At 66.3% G+C, this 14,683-nt stretch carries 17 protein-coding genes; 4 read left to right on the top strand and 13 right to left on the bottom strand.

What is annotated here, in order from left to right:
* Window positions 1–55: 55 nt before the first annotated feature.
* Complete coding sequence (locus tag ACNI3R_RS10120; RefSeq protein ID WP_426182800.1) at window positions 56–616, bottom strand: YqgE/AlgH family protein; 561 nt, start codon at window positions 614–616, stop codon at window positions 56–58.
* Between the two features lie 23 nt (window positions 617–639).
* Here ACNI3R_RS10120 and ACNI3R_RS10115 point away from each other — a divergent pair, with 23 nt between their 5' ends.
* The 3 genes from ACNI3R_RS10115 (at window position 640) to ACNI3R_RS10105 (ending at window position 3,687) form a co-directional block, all read left to right on the top strand.
* Window positions 640–1,644, top strand: coding sequence for a glycosyltransferase family A protein (locus tag ACNI3R_RS10115; RefSeq protein ID WP_426182798.1), 1,005 nt, complete (start codon window positions 640–642; stop codon window positions 1,642–1,644).
* 83 nt (window positions 1,645–1,727) lie between these two features.
* Window positions 1,728–2,210 carry a peroxiredoxin gene (locus tag ACNI3R_RS10110; RefSeq protein ID WP_426182795.1) on the top strand — a complete coding sequence of 161 codons (483 nt, stop codon included), beginning with the start codon at window positions 1,728–1,730 and terminating at the stop codon, window positions 2,208–2,210.
* Window positions 2,211–2,241: 31 nt separating this feature from the next.
* Window positions 2,242–3,687 (top strand): AMP nucleosidase, encoded by a 1,446-nt coding sequence (locus tag ACNI3R_RS10105; protein ID WP_426182793.1) that lies wholly within the window; start codon window positions 2,242–2,244, stop codon window positions 3,685–3,687.
* 16 nt (window positions 3,688–3,703) lie between these two features.
* Here the strand turns inward: ACNI3R_RS10105 and ACNI3R_RS10100 are convergent, their stop codons facing one another.
* A complete protein-coding gene (locus tag ACNI3R_RS10100) occupies window positions 3,704–4,894 on the bottom strand; it encodes a GGDEF domain-containing protein (RefSeq protein WP_426182790.1) in 1,191 nt (396 codons plus the stop codon).
* A 184-nt stretch (window positions 4,895–5,078) separates the two neighbouring features.
* Window positions 5,079–6,932 (bottom strand): M2 family metallopeptidase, encoded by a 1,854-nt coding sequence (locus tag ACNI3R_RS10095; RefSeq protein WP_426182787.1) that lies wholly within the window; start codon window positions 6,930–6,932, stop codon window positions 5,079–5,081.
* Between the two features lie 169 nt (window positions 6,933–7,101).
* Between ACNI3R_RS10095 and ACNI3R_RS10090 the strand changes: the two genes are divergently transcribed.
* Entirely contained in the window at window positions 7,102–7,404 is a 303-nt protein-coding gene (locus ACNI3R_RS10090) for an alkylphosphonate utilization protein (protein WP_426182784.1), read from the top strand.
* Between the two features lie 18 nt (window positions 7,405–7,422).
* Here ACNI3R_RS10090 and ACNI3R_RS10085 read toward each other — a convergent pair whose 3' ends face one another.
* The 10 genes from ACNI3R_RS10085 to ffh form a co-directional block, all read right to left on the bottom strand.
* Complete coding sequence (locus ACNI3R_RS10085) at window positions 7,423–8,196, bottom strand: alpha/beta fold hydrolase (RefSeq protein ID WP_426182781.1); 774 nt, start codon at window positions 8,194–8,196, stop codon at window positions 7,423–7,425.
* A gap of 216 nt (window positions 8,197–8,412) precedes the next feature.
* On the bottom strand, window positions 8,413–9,438 hold the full coding sequence (locus tag ACNI3R_RS10080) for an aspartate-semialdehyde dehydrogenase (protein WP_426182778.1): 1,026 nt from the start codon (window positions 9,436–9,438) through the stop codon (window positions 8,413–8,415).
* Window positions 9,439–9,630: 192 nt separating this feature from the next.
* Entirely contained in the window at window positions 9,631–10,020 is a 390-nt protein-coding gene (rplS, locus tag ACNI3R_RS10075; RefSeq protein ID WP_426182775.1) for a 50S ribosomal protein L19, read from the bottom strand.
* Between the two features lie 2 nt (window positions 10,021–10,022).
* A complete protein-coding gene (trmD, locus tag ACNI3R_RS10070; RefSeq protein ID WP_426182772.1) occupies window positions 10,023–10,763 on the bottom strand; it encodes a tRNA (guanosine(37)-N1)-methyltransferase TrmD in 741 nt (246 codons plus the stop codon).
* 106 nt (window positions 10,764–10,869) lie between these two features.
* Window positions 10,870–11,244, bottom strand: coding sequence for a type II toxin-antitoxin system VapC family toxin (locus tag ACNI3R_RS10065; protein ID WP_426182769.1), 375 nt, complete (start codon window positions 11,242–11,244; stop codon window positions 10,870–10,872).
* Window positions 11,241–11,585 (bottom strand): AbrB/MazE/SpoVT family DNA-binding domain-containing protein, encoded by a 345-nt coding sequence (locus ACNI3R_RS10060; protein WP_426182767.1) that lies wholly within the window; start codon window positions 11,583–11,585, stop codon window positions 11,241–11,243. Before ACNI3R_RS10060 ends, ACNI3R_RS10065 begins: the two co-directional genes overlap by 4 nt.
* A 33-nt stretch (window positions 11,586–11,618) precedes the next feature.
* Window positions 11,619–11,897 carry a hypothetical protein gene (locus tag ACNI3R_RS10055; protein WP_426182764.1) on the bottom strand — a complete coding sequence of 93 codons (279 nt, stop codon included), beginning with the start codon at window positions 11,895–11,897 and terminating at the stop codon, window positions 11,619–11,621.
* Window positions 11,894–12,367, bottom strand: coding sequence for a ribosome maturation factor RimM (rimM, locus tag ACNI3R_RS10050; RefSeq protein WP_426182761.1), 474 nt, complete (start codon window positions 12,365–12,367; stop codon window positions 11,894–11,896). The genes ACNI3R_RS10055 and rimM overlap by 4 nt, the downstream gene beginning before the upstream one ends.
* A 156-nt stretch (window positions 12,368–12,523) precedes the next feature.
* Complete coding sequence (gene rpsP / locus ACNI3R_RS10045; RefSeq protein WP_426182759.1) at window positions 12,524–12,940, bottom strand: 30S ribosomal protein S16; 417 nt, start codon at window positions 12,938–12,940, stop codon at window positions 12,524–12,526.
* Between the two features lie 42 nt (window positions 12,941–12,982).
* Window positions 12,983–14,467 (bottom strand): signal recognition particle protein, encoded by a 1,485-nt coding sequence (gene ffh / locus ACNI3R_RS10040; protein WP_426182757.1) that lies wholly within the window; start codon window positions 14,465–14,467, stop codon window positions 12,983–12,985.
* Window positions 14,468–14,683 lie beyond the last annotated feature (216 nt).

Raw genomic sequence — 14,683 nt, 5'->3', positions numbered from 1 at the left:
TGTTGCGGTCAACCGCAGCCGAGCCAAAGCGGTCCCCGGCGCAGCGGAGCGGCGGTCAGGCCTGACCGCTGGTCGAGGCGAGCAGACGCGGGTCTATGCCCGCGTCGCGCATCGCCTGTTCCCAGCGCTCGGGGGCCTCATGCTCGAACAGCAGCCGCTGTTCGCCCGGCGTGGCGAGCCATCCGTGCCGGCGCATCTCGTCGTCGAGCTGCCCCTCGCCCCAGCCGGCATAGCCCAGCGCCACCAGCCATTGCGCGGGCCCTTTCGCCTCCGCGATCGCGCGCAGCACGTCGAGCGTCGAGGTGAGCGCCCAGCGCCCGTCGACGTTCAGGCTGTCCTCGCCCATCCAGTCGGTGCTGTGCAGCACGAAACCGCGTTGCTGCTCGACCGGCCCGCCCAGGTGGATCTCACAGTCGGGCGCGAGACCAGGTTCCAGCCCGAGCTGTTCGTAGAGACCGTGGAGGGTGAGGCCCGGAACGATGCGGTCGACGCCGACGCCGAAGGCGCCCTGCGCGTCGTGGCCGCACATCGCGATCACCGCCTTCTCGAAACGGGGATCGCCTATCCCCGGCATGGCCAGGAGATACTGGCCGCGAAGAGAGACTGGCGTATCCATGGAGGGCAATATAGTCCTCCGGCATGGCGACGCAAACAGGCGAACCGGATGAGACAGGCGGACAGACCCGGTCGTCCGCCGGTCGGGCGATCGAACCCGCGCCTGCCGCTACGGTCACCATCGTCGTTCCGGCCTATGGCGTGGGCGACATGCTGGCCGATGCGATCGACTCCGTCCTCGCCCAGGATCGCCCCGACTGGCGACTGATCGTGGTCGACGATGGCGACCGCCGGGTGCGCCCGCATGTCGAACCCTATCTGGGCGACCCGCGGATCACCCTGCTCGAAACCGACAATGGCGGCCTGCCGACTGCGCGCAACCGCGCCATCGCCCAGTCGACGACGCCTTATGTCGCGCTGCTCGACGGCGACGACATGCTCGAACCCGATTATGTGTCGGCGCTGGTCGCGGCGCTGGAGGCCGATTCGGGCGCGGGCTTCGCAACCGGCGACGCCAGCTTCTTCGGCGCGGATCGGGTGGGCGAGCTGTTCTCGTCTTATTGCCCCCAGGCGGGGCCGCCGACGCTGGAAAAGCTGATCCGGCGGGAGTTCAACGTCTTCGGTCTGACGATGATGCGGCGCGAGGCGATCGAGGGTATCGGTGGCTTCGACACCAGCCTGCGATCGTCCGAGGATCTGGACGCCTGGATCCGGTTGATGGCGGCAGGCTGGCGGCTCGCGCACGTACCCCGCCCGCTTGCCCGCTATCGCCGGCGCGAGGGCCAGATGTCGGGCAACACCCCGGTGATGCTCCAGACCGCCCATGCCGTGATGGACAAGGCCCGGCGCGAACTGGGCGATCGCCCCGAAGCCGCCGCCGCCGCCGAGATGTGCCGGCGGATCGAGCACGACATGGCGATCGAGCAGGCCTTCGCGCGCATCCGGGCAGGCCAGCATCGCGCGGGGGTCGCGGATCTCGTCCGGCTCGGTGTGGGTGACCGCAGCCCCCGCTGGCGCCGGGCACTGGCGCTGATGCGCTTCGCCCCCTTCCTCGCGCCGCTGCTGTTGCGGCTGCGCGAGCATGTTTGAAGGGGCAGGCTCGCCTTCCGGCACCGGAAAATGCAACAATGGATGATTATCGCCTTCGGGCAGCCCTTCGAGGAGACCATGCAATGACGATCAGCACCGGCGACGCGATCCCCGCGGTCACGTTCAAGACGATGACCGAAGAGGGCCCGGTCGACGTATCGAGCGAGACGCTGTTCGCCGGCCGCAAGGTCGCGCTCTTCTCGGTGCCCGGCGCCTTCACGCCGACCTGCTCGGCGCGCCACCTGCCGGGCTTCGTCGACAAGGCCGACGCGATCAAGGCGAAGGGCGTCGACGAGATCGTCTGCACGGCGGTCAACGACGCCTTCGTGATGGGCGCCTGGGGCAAGTCGGCGGGGGCCGACGGCAAGGTCTCGATGCTGGCCGACGGCAATGGCGATTTCGTCCGCGCGATCGGGCTGGAAATGGACGGTCGCGGGTTCGGCCTCGGCATGCGCGGGCAGCGCTTCTCGATGATCGTCGAGGACGGGGTGGTCACCACGCTCAACATCGAGCAGCCGCGCGACTTTCAGTTGAGCAGCGCCGAGCATATGCTCGGCCAGCTCTGATCATTTGCAACACAGGAAAAGGGAGCCGCATTTGCCGTCTCAAGGTCGCGACATCGTCGAACAGCTCGACACCATCTATCGGCAATCGGTTTCCCGCCTGCGCGCGGCGTTGACGCATTATATCCGCACGGGCGAGCGGCCCGATCCGGCGCTGCGCGCCAATGGCAGTTTCGCCTATCCCGAGATACGCCTCCATTATGAAGGGGGCCGCGACCCGGGGCCGCTCGGGCGCTCCTTCGGCCGGCTGCAGGAGGCCGGGGATTATGCCGTCGCCGTGACGCAGCCCGCCCTGTTCGGCCATTATCTGGAACAGCAGATCGACCTGCTGGTCGCCGATTATGGCGTCGAGGTCGAGGTCGGGCTCAGCGCGACCGAGATCCCCTATAATTATGTGCTCGATGCCGGTGACGACCTCGACCTGACCGGCGCTTCGCCGGTCGAACTGTCGCACATCTTCCCGTCGACCGAACTGGCGCAGATCGGCGACGAGCTGGCGGACGGGCTTTGGCTTCAGGACGGGGAATCAGCCCGGCCGCTGGCGCTGTTCGACGGCCCGCGTGTCGACTTCAGCCTCGCGCGCCTGCGCCACTATACCGGCACGCCGCCGGCTCATGTGCAGGACTATATCCTGTTCACCAACTATCACCGCTATGTCGACGAGTTCGTCCAGTGGGCGATCGAGCAGCTGAACAAGGACGACCGCTACACGATGCTCAGCGGTGCGGGCGGGGTGGAGATCCGGCGCGGCGATCCCGATCCGCGAGCGGCCATCGCCGACAGCGCGTGGCGCAAGCACCAGATGCCGGCCTATCATCTCGTCGCAGAGGACGGCTCGGGCATCACGCTGGTCAATATCGGGGTCGGACCCTCCAACGCCAAGACGATAACCGACCATCTCGCGGTGATGCGCCCGGCGGCCTGGCTGATGATCGGCCATTGCGGCGGCCTGCGCCCCAGCCAGCGGATCGGCGACTATGTCCTCGCCCACGCCTATCTGCGCGACGATCATGTGCTCGACGCGGTACTGCCGCCCGAAATTCCGATACCGGCCATTGCGGAAGTGCAGCAGGCGCTGACCCGCGCGGCGGAGATCGTCTCGGGCCAGAGCATGGAGCAGCTCAAGCTGCGGATGCGCACCGGCACCGTCGTGACCTCGGACGACCGCAACTGGGAGCTGCGCTACACCGCCTCCGCGCTGCGCTTCAGCCAGAGCCGGGCAGTCGCGATCGACATGGAGTCGGCGACGCTGGCGGCGCAGGGCTATCGTTTCCGCGTGCCTTATGGGACGCTGTTATGCGTGTCGGACAAGCCGATCCATGGCGAGATCAAGCTGCCGGGTCAGGCCAATCGCTTCTACGAACGCGCGATCGCCGAGCATCTCCAGATCGGTATCGCTGCCGTCGACCAGCTGCGCGGCGAGGGCTCACGCCTGCACAGCCGCAAGCTTCGCGCGTTCAACGAGCCGCCCTTCCGGTGACGCGGATGCTGCCCGGCTAAACCCGCTCGTGGGTGACGGCGAGAGCCTCCTCCAGCTCGTCGGCATGGGTGACACGGTCGCGCCCGTCCAGCTTGGACCGGTAGAGTGCCCGGTCCGCCCGCATCAGCAGTTGCGCCAGCGAGGTGTCGCCGGGGCGGATGCCGGTCACGCCGAAGCTGGCGGTCATCATCAGCGGACCGGCACCCTGCACGGGAACCGCAGCGATGTCGCGGCGGACGCGCTCGACCACGTCCAGCGCGTTCGCATCGCGCGTGTTCATCAGCAGCAGGGCGAACTCCTCCCCACCAATGCGGCCGACCAGATCGCCGCGCCGGACAAGTCGTTCGAGCCGCTGCGCGAAATGCTTCAAGGCCGAATCGCCCGTGGCGTGGCCGTGGCGGTCGTTGATCACCTTGAAATTATCGATGTCCGCCAGGACCAGTGCGAGTGGCTGATGCTGTCGCTGCGCGTTGAAGATCACGCGTTCGGCAGCCTCCTCGAAACCGCGCCGGTTGAGGATGCCGGTGAGCTGGTCCGACGTGGCGAGCTGCCGCATCGATTCCGCCAGGTCGGTTGCCACCAGGAAGACCGTGAACAACCCCACCCCGGTGGAGGCGAGCGGATAGGCGATCACGAGGACCGTCCGGAACAGCGCGTGGCCTGGTCCTTCGCCATGCGCACCCTGTCCGGGGGCCATCATCGCCAGGGAGAAGTCGACCAGTGCGAAGAGCAGGAACATTGCCGCAACCGTGCGCTCCGGCAGCGACGCAGAGCCGAGGGGGTGAGCTATGCAGGCAGCGCAGATCAGCAACATCGACCCGGCGAAGGAAAGCCACAATATGTCGCGCAGACCCTGATGATCGACGATCGTGACGATCGCCCCGATCAGGGTTGCGGCACCGAGCGCAAGCACCAGCGGCGGAAGCCGGGGCGACGCTGGCCGCATGCGGCTGTAGCAGCCCGCCGCGAGAAGCCCGTTCGCGAGGCAGCACAGACCGTAGGCGAACCCCAGAAAGAGCTGGTTCTTGAAAGGACTCAAGCGAAAATAGAGGTTGCAGAGCCATTCGATTGTCGAGGCGCCATAGGACACTGCCCAGATCATCGCATGGGCCGGGCGTCCGAAACTGTGCCAGGCGACGACCATCATCCCCGCGAGCAGAGCGGACACGAAGCATAGGGTAATGACGTTCACCACCGCAGCCGACATGGTCTTCCTCCGGACCCATGCAAGACGGACGTCCCGCATCCGCGGCGATGCCGACAGGCCGATGGGGCGCGCCAGTGCAGCGAATCCGGGAAAAAGGCAATGCCGAAAGCCATGCCTGCCGTAGCGGCGTGGTCATGCCGGCGAAAGGCGGCGGGGTGGTCCGTGAACGCACCCCGCCCGCAGCTTACCAGCCGCAGCGCTGCCCCTTGTTCTGCTGCTTCAGCCAGGTCATCAGCGGCTTGAAATAGGCGATCATCGCCGACCCGTCGATCTCGCGGGTGCCGGTAAAGGCCTCCAGCGCGTCGGGCCAGGGCTTGGACGCGCCCATTTCGAGCATCGCGTTCAGCTTCTCGCCCACCCGCTTGTCGCCATAGAAGGAGCAGCGGTGCAGCGGCCCCTTCCAGCCGACCTGGTCGCAGGCGGCCTTGTAGAACTGGAACTGGAGAATGCGGGCGAGGAAGTAGCGCGCATAGGGCGTGTTGCCGGGGATGTGATATTTGGCGCCCGGATCGAAATCGCCCTCGTCGCGCGGCTCGGGCGCGGCGATGCCCTGATAGCGCAGGCGCAGGTCGGTCCACGCCTTGCTGTACTGGCTCGGCGGCGTCTCGCCGCTGAACACGCCCCAGCGCCATTTGTCCATCAGCAGGCCGAAGGGCAGGAAGGCGACCTTGTCCATCGCCTGCCGCAGCAGCAGCCCGATATCCTTGTCGGCGCTCGGCACCTTGGCCGGATCGAGCAGGTCGATCTTCACCAGATAGTCCGGGGTCACCGACAGCGCGATGAAATCGCCGATCGCCTCGTGGAAGCCGTCATTGGCGCCGTTGAGATAGAGATAGGGCTGCTTGTTATAGGCGCGCTGATAGAAATTATGGCCGAGTTCGTGGTGGATCGTCACGAAGTCGTCGGCATTGACCTTGGTGCACATCTTGATGCGCAGGTCGTCCTTGTTGTCGACGTCCCAGGCCGAGGCGTGGCAGACGACCTCGCGGTCGCGCGGCTTGGTGATCTGCGATCGCGTCCAGAAGCTGTCGGGCAGCGGCGCGAAGCCGAGCGAAGTGTAGAAACGCTCGCCGGTCTTCACCATCCGGATCGCGTCATAGTCCTTTGCCTTCAGCAGCTCGCCGATGTCGTAGCCGATGTCACCGGTCCCCGGCGGGGCGACGATGTCATAGATATTGCCCCATTCCTGCGCCCACATATTGCCGAGCAGGTCCGCGCGGATCGGGCCGGTCTTCGCCTGGACCGCATCGCCATATTTGGCGTTGAGCTTGGCGCGGGTGTAGCAGTGCAGCGCGTCGTAGAGCGGCTTCACCTGGATCCACAGCCGGTCCATCATCTTCGCGAAATCGTCGGCGGGCATGTCATAGCCCGCGCGCCACATCGCCCCGACATCCTTATAGCCGAGCTCGACCGCGCCCTTGTTGGCGATCCCGACCAGCTGCGCATAATCCTGGCGCATCGGCTTGCCGACAGTGTCGTGCCAGCTGACCCACATCTCCTTGAGTTCGGCAGGGTTGCGGTTCTTGCCCATCGCCGCTTCGATGTCCGAACCGGTGATCTCCTGCCCGCGCAGCATGCCCCGGCCCTTGCCATAGGTCGACTGAAGCCGCGTCGCGAGGTCGTTCAGCTCCTTCGCGGCGCCGGGCGTCGACGGGGCGGGCAGGACGATCGCCTGCTTGAGGATGTCGAGCTTGCGCTTCGTGTCATAGCCGAGGCCGGCAACCCCGTCGAAGCGTGCGGCCTGTTTGGCGAGCCGGACCTGCAATTCGGTATATTCGGCGCCGACCCGCGCCGCCACGGCGTCGGTGTCGTCGGTGATATAGGTCGAATTGATCCAGGCGACCTGCGCGCCATAGATGCCGAGGTCGTTCAGCTGCTTTTCGGCGTCGGTCACGAAGGTATCGGCTTCGGCAGCGGTGGGCGCGGCGCTTGTGGCGCTGGTCGCCGCCGGTGCTGCTTCGGCCGCCATCGCTGGCGCGCCGGCCAGCCAGACGGCGAGCGCCATGGCGGACGTCGCCGCCTTGATCGCAATGTTCATGGGGGAGGATCCTCGTCGATTATCTTGCTGACAGCACAGTCATCACGCCGTCGCTGGCCGGTCAAGCCCGTGTCCTGGCCTCGTCATGCGGCTATCAGGGGCTTTCCTTGTCGCAGCCGTCGTTCCGCTCGTCTAAGGCGGCCGAACAGCATGGTCTGGAGCCGGTACGATGAGCGACGACGATTATGTCTATGACGAGGAGAGCGGCGAATGGGTGCCGGCGTCGGAGCTGGCGGAGCGCCGCGAAGCGGCTACTCGGGTCGAGGTGCGCGATGCGGTCGGCAATCTCCTGGCCGATGGCGATCAGGTGACGCTGATCAAGGACCTCGACGTGAAGGGCGCCGGCCAGACGCTGAAGCGCGGCACGCTGATCAAGTCGATCGCGCTGACCGGCGATCCGCAGGAGATCGACTGCAAGTTCGATGGCATTCGCGGCCTCGTCCTGCGCGCGGAGTTCGTCCGCAAGCGCTGATCGGGATCGGCGCGGCCGTCAGAACCAGTCGGCGATCGCGTCGCCCATCTCGGGCAGGGTGACCGCGCTCATATGGTTGCCCGGCACCTCGACATAGCCGGCATTGGGCAGCAGCGCGGCGAGCGCCCGGGCCGAACCATTGTCCTGGTCCTCCGATCCCGTCAGCACCAGGATCGGCAGCGACAATTCGGTCAGCGACGCCCGCTGGATGCGCGGAAAATTGTCGAGCAGCAGGAGCAGCGCCCTGGCGTCGCCGCCGGTGGTGCGCAGGAAGCCTTCGGCCATCCATTCGGGCGAGAATTTCTGGTGGGTGCCGATCCCTTCGAGCACCTTGCGGAAGAAGGACACCCGACCGCCGAGGTCGAGCAGCCCTTCGAGGCCCATGCCCGCCAGCATCGCCTTGCCCGGCCGCGCGCCGCGCACGAGCATGCGCGCGGTGGTCCGCCCGCCTAGCGAATAGCCGCCCAGATCATAGTCGCCGGGGCCAAAGCCCAGCTGATCGATCAGCGCGAGATTGTCGTCGGCCAGGATGTCGCTCGAATAGCCCGAGGCGTCGTGCGGCTTGGCGCTCTGCCCGTGCGCGCGCAGGTCGGGCATGATCACCCGTCGCCCCTTGGCCGCCAGCTTGGCGGCATGGCCATAGCGCACCCAGTTGGTCTGCGCGTTCGAGAACAGGCCGTGGATCAGGATGACCGGGCGGCCATCCTCCGGCCCCATGCCATGCCAGGCCATGGGCGCCCCGTCGGCGCCCGCGAAGCTGTGTAGGGTGGTCTCAGTCGGGGCGTCTGCCAAGGGTCTTCATCCAGCGATCGACGAGCGTCTGGTGCTCGTCGGTCCGGTAGCGCGGGAGCTGCTTCGTGTCGATCCACGCTTCATGGAGGCTTTCCGAGCCGAAAGGCCGTGTAGGGGGCAAGCGGCCGGGCGCTTGGAGCTGCGACGGCTCTCGTCGCGGCGATCGTCCTTCCCCACCGCCCGGCACTGCCGGGGCGGCGGGAAAAGACTGGCGGCTTAGGCCTTTTTCAGGTGGCGACGGCCGAGCAGTTCGGCGATCTGGACCGCGTTGAGCGCGGCGCCCTTGCGGAGGTTGTCCGAGACGCACCACAGCGCCAGGCCGTTCTCGACGGTCGGGTCCTCGCGCACGCGGCTGACATAGGTCGCGAACTCGCCCACGCATTCGACGGGCGTGACATATCCGCCGTCCTCGCGCTTGTCGACGAGCATGACGCCGGGCGCCTCGCGCAGGATCTTCTGCGCGTCCTCGGCCGACAGCTCCTTCTCCAGCTCGATGTTGATCGATTCGGAATGGCCGACGAAGACGGGCACGCGGACGCAGGTCGCGGTGACCTTGATCTTGGGGTCCATGATCTTCTTGGTTTCGACGACCATCTTCCACTCTTCCTTGGTGTAGCCGTCGTCGAGGAACTTATCGATGTGCGGGATCACGTTGAAAGCGATCTGCTTGGTGAACTTCTTCGGCTCGGCCTGGTCGCCGACGAAGATGTTGCGGCTTTGCTCGAACAGCTCGTCCATGCCCGCCTTGCCGGCGCCCGAGACCGACTGATAGGTCGACACGACGACGCGCTTGATCGTCGCGGCGTCGTGCAGCGGCTTGAGCGCGACGACCATCTGCGCGGTCGAGCAGTTCGGGTTGGCGATGATGTTGCGCGCCTTGTAGCCGTCGATCGCCTCCGGGTTCACCTCGGGCACGATCAGCGGCACGTCCGGGTCCATCCGGTAGAGCGACGAATTGTCGATGACGGTGCAGCCGGCGGCGGCGGCGATCGGCGCGTAGACCTTGGTGGCGTCCGACCCGATCGCGAACAGGGCGATGTCCCATCCCGCCCAGTCGAAATTCTCGATATTCTGGACCTTGAGCTGTTTGCCGGTTTCGCCGAACTCGATCATGTCGCCCTGGCTGCGCGCCGAGGCGAGGACGGCGAGCTCCGCGATCGGAAATTCGCGCTCGGCCAAAATGTTCAGCATTTCGCGGCCCACATTGCCGGTGGCACCTGCGACGACGACACGATAGCCCATGGTCAGTTCCTTCTAGGCGGTCATTCCCGATGGGTTCGCCGGACGAGAGCGGCGGAGCATGAGCGGCTCATGATCCTGTGCGCGCGGCGCAGCGGGTGGGAATGACAGGGATGTAAACATCTCGGGATAAACAAACGGCCGGTCTCCCTGGGGAGCCGGCCGCTTGCGAGGTTTGGTTGGGAGAGCCCGGTCTCAGGCTTCCTGGGCCTCGGCGGCCGGCTTGTTGTCACGACGCTCCGCAATACGCGCGGATTTGCCGCGGCGGCCGCGCAGGTAATAGAGCTTGGCGCGACGGACGACGCCCTTGCGGACGACTTCGATCGACTCGACGTTCGGCGAGTAGAGCGGGAAGACGCGCTCGACGCCTTCGCCGAACGAAATCTTGCGAACGGTGAACGACGAACCCATGCCCTTGTTGGCGCGGGCGATGCAGACGCCCTCATAGGCCTGGACGCGGGTGCGCTCGCCTTCGACGACCTTCACGCCGACGCGCAGCGTGTCACCGGGGCGGAAATCGGGAATCGACTTCGCTTCCTTGAACTTGGCAATCTGCTCGGCTTCGAGCTGCTGGATGAGGTTCATGCTCATCGCTCCTTCTTCTGTCGCCGCGCGCCAGAGGGAGACTGGTCCCGAGCGCCCTCATGGCGCTCCCAAAGGTCCGGCCTCCTTAGCCTTGTATCGGTCTCGGCCATGGATTTGCGCCATGCCTCGATCCTCGCATGATCCCCAGATCGCAGCACTTCGGGGATCGTGCGCCCTTCCCATTCGACAGGTCGGGTATAATGCGGATATTCGAGAAGCCCCGTTTCGAAGCTCTCGTCGTCCCCGCTATCGGGGGCGCCCATTACGCCGGGAAGCAGCCGAATGCAAGCGTCGAGCAGGGTCAGAGCGCCCATTTCCCCGCCCGAAAGTATATAGTCGCCGATCGAAATCTGTTCGATCGGACGCCCCTCGAACAGGCGCTCGTCGATTCCCTCGAATCGGCCACACAGAATCGTGACGCCGGGCCCGGCGGCGAGCTGTCGCACGCGGGCCTGGGTCAGCGGCGCACCGCGCGGCGTCATCGCGAGCAGGGGAGCATCGGGTTGACGTTCGAGCGCATGGTCGACCGCGCGCGCCAATATGTCGGCGCGCATCACCATCCCCGCACCGCCGCCGGCCGGGGTGTCGTCGACCGATCGGTGCCGGTCGGTGGCGAAGTCGCGGATCTGAACCGGAGCGCACGCCCATTTCCCCTCCGCCAGCGCCCGCCCCGCCAGCGACACGCCGAGCGGGCCTGGGAACATCTCCGGGTAAAGGGTGAGGATGGTGGCGGTGAAGGTCATGTCAGCAAAGGTCCAGGCACGATCCGATGACGAAGGCGGTCACGCCAATGTCTGAAGATTCGAAAATGATTGGTGCGGACAGAGCAAAGTCGAGGCGCCGACCCATTCAGATCGTCCAGTTCTCGACCTTGATGCCGGGGATGTCGGCAAAATGCGTTACATTGTCGGTGACGACGACGAGGCCGACAGACAATGCGTGGGCTGCGATAAGCCGATCATAGCTGGCGCGGCGAAAAGGAAGCGATGCATAGGCCAGTGCGGCCTCCACCCCGAAATCGAGAACGGGGACCTCTTCGAGGAAGGCGCGCAGCTGGTCCAGGGCCGGCGGTTTTCCCTGGACCGATCCATAGGCCACTTCGGCCAGAGCGATGGTCGATGTGACCATATCGCCTTCGTCGCATTCCGCCGCGCGTGCACGCAGCACCTCTCCCGATGCCATCGTCATGAGAATGATGATGTTGGAATCGAGGAGATATTTCACGGGCCCTCGGAGTCCGTGCCGTCGCAGCCTGCCAGCGGTCGTTCTTCGAAGAGCCTGTCCGCGGCCTTGATCGGCTGCAGGTTGGTCGCGGATCCCCACACCTTGTCGATCGCGAATTTGCGCTTGGGGGTCTCGACGGGGTTGAAGGTATAATGCTGGCCGTCTTCGACCCGCAATTCCATCTCCATGCCCGGCTCGAGGCCAAGGCCGGCGGGCAGTCGCAGAGCGAGCGAATTGCCCGACTTGAAGGTTCGCGCACGATAGAAGGCGACTTCCTTCAGCTTAAGACTCGGGATCGAGCCGTAAATGCTCGCCAGGAAAATCTTCTTGGCCTCGGTCATGCAGCACCTGTCCGTATCTACGCTGCGTATATACTACACCAGCCGCCGTGCGACAATGTCGGTGCAGAGCGCCAGGAAGAAGCCGGCGAGCGCCATCAGGCCAAGGAGCGGCAACCAGGTCGAAAAGGTCTGCGCATCGGCGCCATAGGCGAGCAGCGCCGCGATCGCCGCCGGGGGCACCGCGACCTGCAGCGCGGCGCTGACGATCCGCAGCTGGACCGGCAGGCGGCGCTTGCGCGTCCGCACGACGCCATAAGCGATGATCACCAGATAGAGCGAACCGATCAGCAGATAGGCGGTGATGGGATTCATTCGACGAACTCCGGATCGATCAGCAGCCGCTCGGGCTCGATCGTGACCGCCTTGGCGACGGGAACCATGAAACGCTTGCCATCGGGCTTCTCGATTTCGAGGACATCGCCAGCCCCGAAATCCTCGACGAAGACGGCGGTCCCGATCGGGGCGTCGCCAGCGAAGCAGGGCAGGCCGATCAGGTCGATATGATAATATTCGCCCTCGGCGAGCGGCGGCAGCGCCGAGCGCGGTACGCTCAGTTCGGTTCCGCGCAGCGCCTCGGCGGCGTTGCGGTCGGCGATCTCTGCGAAGCGCGCGACTGCGCCGTTGGCGCCCGTCCGGAGCGACTTGAGCGTGAAGGTCCGCCCGGCGCCGTTGAGCGTCGGATAGGCCTTCAGATCCTCGCTGAACAGCTTGAGCCGCACCTCGCCCTGCAGGCCGTGCGCGCCGATGATCGCGGCGAGGACGATGGGACGATCGCTGGTCATGCGGGTCTCCTCAGCGGGATTGGAGCGCAAAGCCGGGACAGGCTTGACGGACACCCCCGGAAATGGCGAGCCGCCCGGCCCGCCGCGCCGCCGGTCGATGACCGGCGACAGGGCAGGGGGCGGCATCGCACCTTGTCGATCCCCGAAGGGAAAGGATCAGGCCTCGGCGGCTTCTTCGGCCGGAGCTTCGGCGGCCGGAGCCTCCTCGACCGGAGCCTTGGCGGCTTCCTCGGCGGCGGCCAGCTTGGCGGCACGCTCCTCGGCGCGCTCCTTGGCCTTCTCGCCCGGCTCGGCCTTCTTCGGGTTGCTGCGGGCGGCACGCTCCTTCACGCCGGCAGCGTCGAGGAAGCGGGCAACGCGATCGGTCGGCTGCGCGCCGACCGACAGCCAATGCTTGGCGCGCTCGGTGTCGAGTACGACGCGCTTGGGATCGTCCTTCGAGAGGAGCGGGTTATAGGCGCCGATCTTCTCGATGAAGGCGCCGTCGCGCGGGCTGCGCGAATTGGCGACGACGATGCGGTAATAAGGGCGCTTCTTGGCGCCGCCACGGGCGAGACGGATCGAGACGGACATGGGGACTTCCTTTCTGAAATCGTACTGATCTGGATTAAGTGCTTATTTCTTCTTCAAGAAATTCTGGAAACCGGGGGGCAGGCCCTGCGGATTGGTGGGCATGCCGGGAAGGCCGGGGAGGCTTCCGCCGCCGCCCGGCATCGGGGGCATGCCGCCCGCGCCGCCGCCAAGCAGGCCGCCGAGGCCACCACCACCGCCCAGAAGACCGGCGAGGCCCTTGAGGCCGCCCATCTTCTTCATCTTCTTCATGACGGTCGCCATGTCCTGATGCATCTTCAGGAGCTTGTTGACGTCCTGGACGGTCGTGCCGGACCCCTTGGCGACGCGGATCTTGCGCTTCGCGTTGAGCAGCTCGGGCTTGGCGCGCTCCTTGGGGGTCATCGAGCCGATGATCGCATCCATGCGCACCAGCACGCGATCGTCGGCCGCGCCCGAGGCCATCGCCTGCTTCACCTGCTTCATGCCCGGCAGCATCGCGGCCAGGCCGGAAAGGCCGCCCATCCGGCGCATCTGGTTGAGCTGGTTGCGCAGGTCGTTCATGTCGAACAGACCCTTCGCCATGCGGGCGGCGAGCTGTTCGGCCTCCTCGGCCTTGATCGTTTCGGTCGCGCGCTCGACCAGGCTGACGACGTCGCCCATGCCCAGGATGCGACCGGCGACGCGCGACGGCTGGAACAGCTCGATGCCGTCCAGCTTCTCGCCCGTGCCGACGAACTTGATCGGCTTGCCGGTGACGGCGCGCATCGACAGCGCGGCGCCGCCGCGCGCATCGCCGTCCATCCGGGTCAGCACGACGCCGGTCAGTGCGACCTGATCGGAGAAGTTCTTGGCGACGTTGACCGCGTCCTGGCCGGTCAGCGCGTCGACGACCAGCAGGATTTCCTCGGGATCGGCGACGGCGGCGACCGCCTTCATCTCCTCCATCAGCGCCTGGTCGACATGGAGGCGACCAGCGGTGTCGAGCATCAGCACGTCGAAGCCCTGCAGCTTCGCGGCCTGCACCGCGCGGCGGGCGATGTCGACCGGCTGCTGGCCGGCGACGATCGGCAGGGTTGCGACCGAGGCCTGGGTGCCGAGCACCGCCAGCTGCTCCTGCGCGGCCGGGCGGTTGACGTCGAGCGACGCCATCAGGACCTTCTTGCGGCCCTTCTCGGTCAGGCGTTTGGCGATCTTCGCGGTGGTGGTCGTCTTGCCCGAGCCCTGCAGGCCGACCATCATCACGATGGCGGGCGGACTGACGTCGACATTGAGGTCGGAAGCCTCGGCGCCGAGCATTTCGACCAGCGCGTCGTTGACGATCTTGACGACCTGCTGGCCCGGCGTGACCGAGCGCAGGACCTGCTGCCCGACCGCCTGTTCGGTGATCTTGTCGACGAAGGTGCGGACGACCGGCAGCGCCACATCGGCTTCGAGCAGCGCGATGCGGACTTCGCGCATCGCCTCGCGCACGTCCGATTCGGCGAGCGCGCCGCGGCCGCGCAGGCGGTCGAAGACCCCGCCCAGCCTTTCGCTCAGACTTTCGAACATGCGTTTCTCCAGCTGCGCCGAAGCGCGGGAATCCAGCCTTTCAAACCCGAAACGCAAAGCGCGCCGGCGGGCGAAACCTCGCCGGCCAGCGTGCGTCCGTGGACGCTTCCAATGCTTTCCTTGTCTGTAAGACGGGGTCGCCTGTACCCGCAAAAGGCGCGAAAGGCAATTTCTATATGGGCTTGGCGACCGGCGGCCCGTTCATGCGAAGAGGGC

Source organism: Rhizorhabdus antheiae (assembly GCF_049889055.1).
GTDB lineage: Bacteria > Pseudomonadota > Alphaproteobacteria > Sphingomonadales > Sphingomonadaceae > Rhizorhabdus.
The sequence above is the reverse complement of the archived record's forward strand: the minus strand, read 5'-3'. Positions and strand labels throughout refer to the sequence as shown.

What these genes read in the sequence shown, in the direction of transcription:
- ACNI3R_RS10080 (WP_426182778.1), bottom strand. Translation starts at nt 9,438, where the DNA reads ATGGGCTATCGTGTCGTCGTCGCAGGTGCCACCGGCAATGTGGGCCGC.
- ACNI3R_RS10090 (WP_426182784.1), top strand. Translation starts at nt 7,102, where the DNA reads ATGAGCGACGACGATTATGTCTATGACGAGGAGAGCGGCGAATGGGTG.
- rplS (WP_426182775.1), bottom strand. Translation starts at nt 10,020, where the DNA reads ATGAACCTCATCCAGCAGCTCGAAGCCGAGCAGATTGCCAAGTTCAAG.
- ACNI3R_RS10055 (WP_426182764.1), bottom strand. Translation starts at nt 11,897, where the DNA reads ATGAATCCCATCACCGCCTATCTGCTGATCGGTTCGCTCTATCTGGTG.
- ACNI3R_RS10110 (WP_426182795.1), top strand. Translation starts at nt 1,728, where the DNA reads ATGACGATCAGCACCGGCGACGCGATCCCCGCGGTCACGTTCAAGACG.
- trmD (WP_426182772.1), bottom strand. Translation starts at nt 10,763, where the DNA reads ATGACCTTCACCGCCACCATCCTCACCCTTTACCCGGAGATGTTCCCA.
- ffh (WP_426182757.1), bottom strand. Translation starts at nt 14,467, where the DNA reads ATGTTCGAAAGTCTGAGCGAAAGGCTGGGCGGGGTCTTCGACCGCCTG.
- ACNI3R_RS10100 (WP_426182790.1), bottom strand. Translation starts at nt 4,894, where the DNA reads ATGTCGGCTGCGGTGGTGAACGTCATTACCCTATGCTTCGTGTCCGCT.
- ACNI3R_RS10120 (WP_426182800.1), bottom strand. Translation starts at nt 616, where the DNA reads ATGGATACGCCAGTCTCTCTTCGCGGCCAGTATCTCCTGGCCATGCCG.
- ACNI3R_RS10060 (WP_426182767.1), bottom strand. Translation starts at nt 11,585, where the DNA reads ATGACCGAGGCCAAGAAGATTTTCCTGGCGAGCATTTACGGCTCGATC.
- ACNI3R_RS10095 (WP_426182787.1), bottom strand. Translation starts at nt 6,932, where the DNA reads ATGAACATTGCGATCAAGGCGGCGACGTCCGCCATGGCGCTCGCCGTC.
- rpsP (WP_426182759.1), bottom strand. Translation starts at nt 12,940, where the DNA reads ATGTCCGTCTCGATCCGTCTCGCCCGTGGCGGCGCCAAGAAGCGCCCT.
- rimM (WP_426182761.1), bottom strand. Translation starts at nt 12,367, where the DNA reads ATGACCAGCGATCGTCCCATCGTCCTCGCCGCGATCATCGGCGCGCAC.
- ACNI3R_RS10115 (WP_426182798.1), top strand. Translation starts at nt 640, where the DNA reads ATGGCGACGCAAACAGGCGAACCGGATGAGACAGGCGGACAGACCCGG.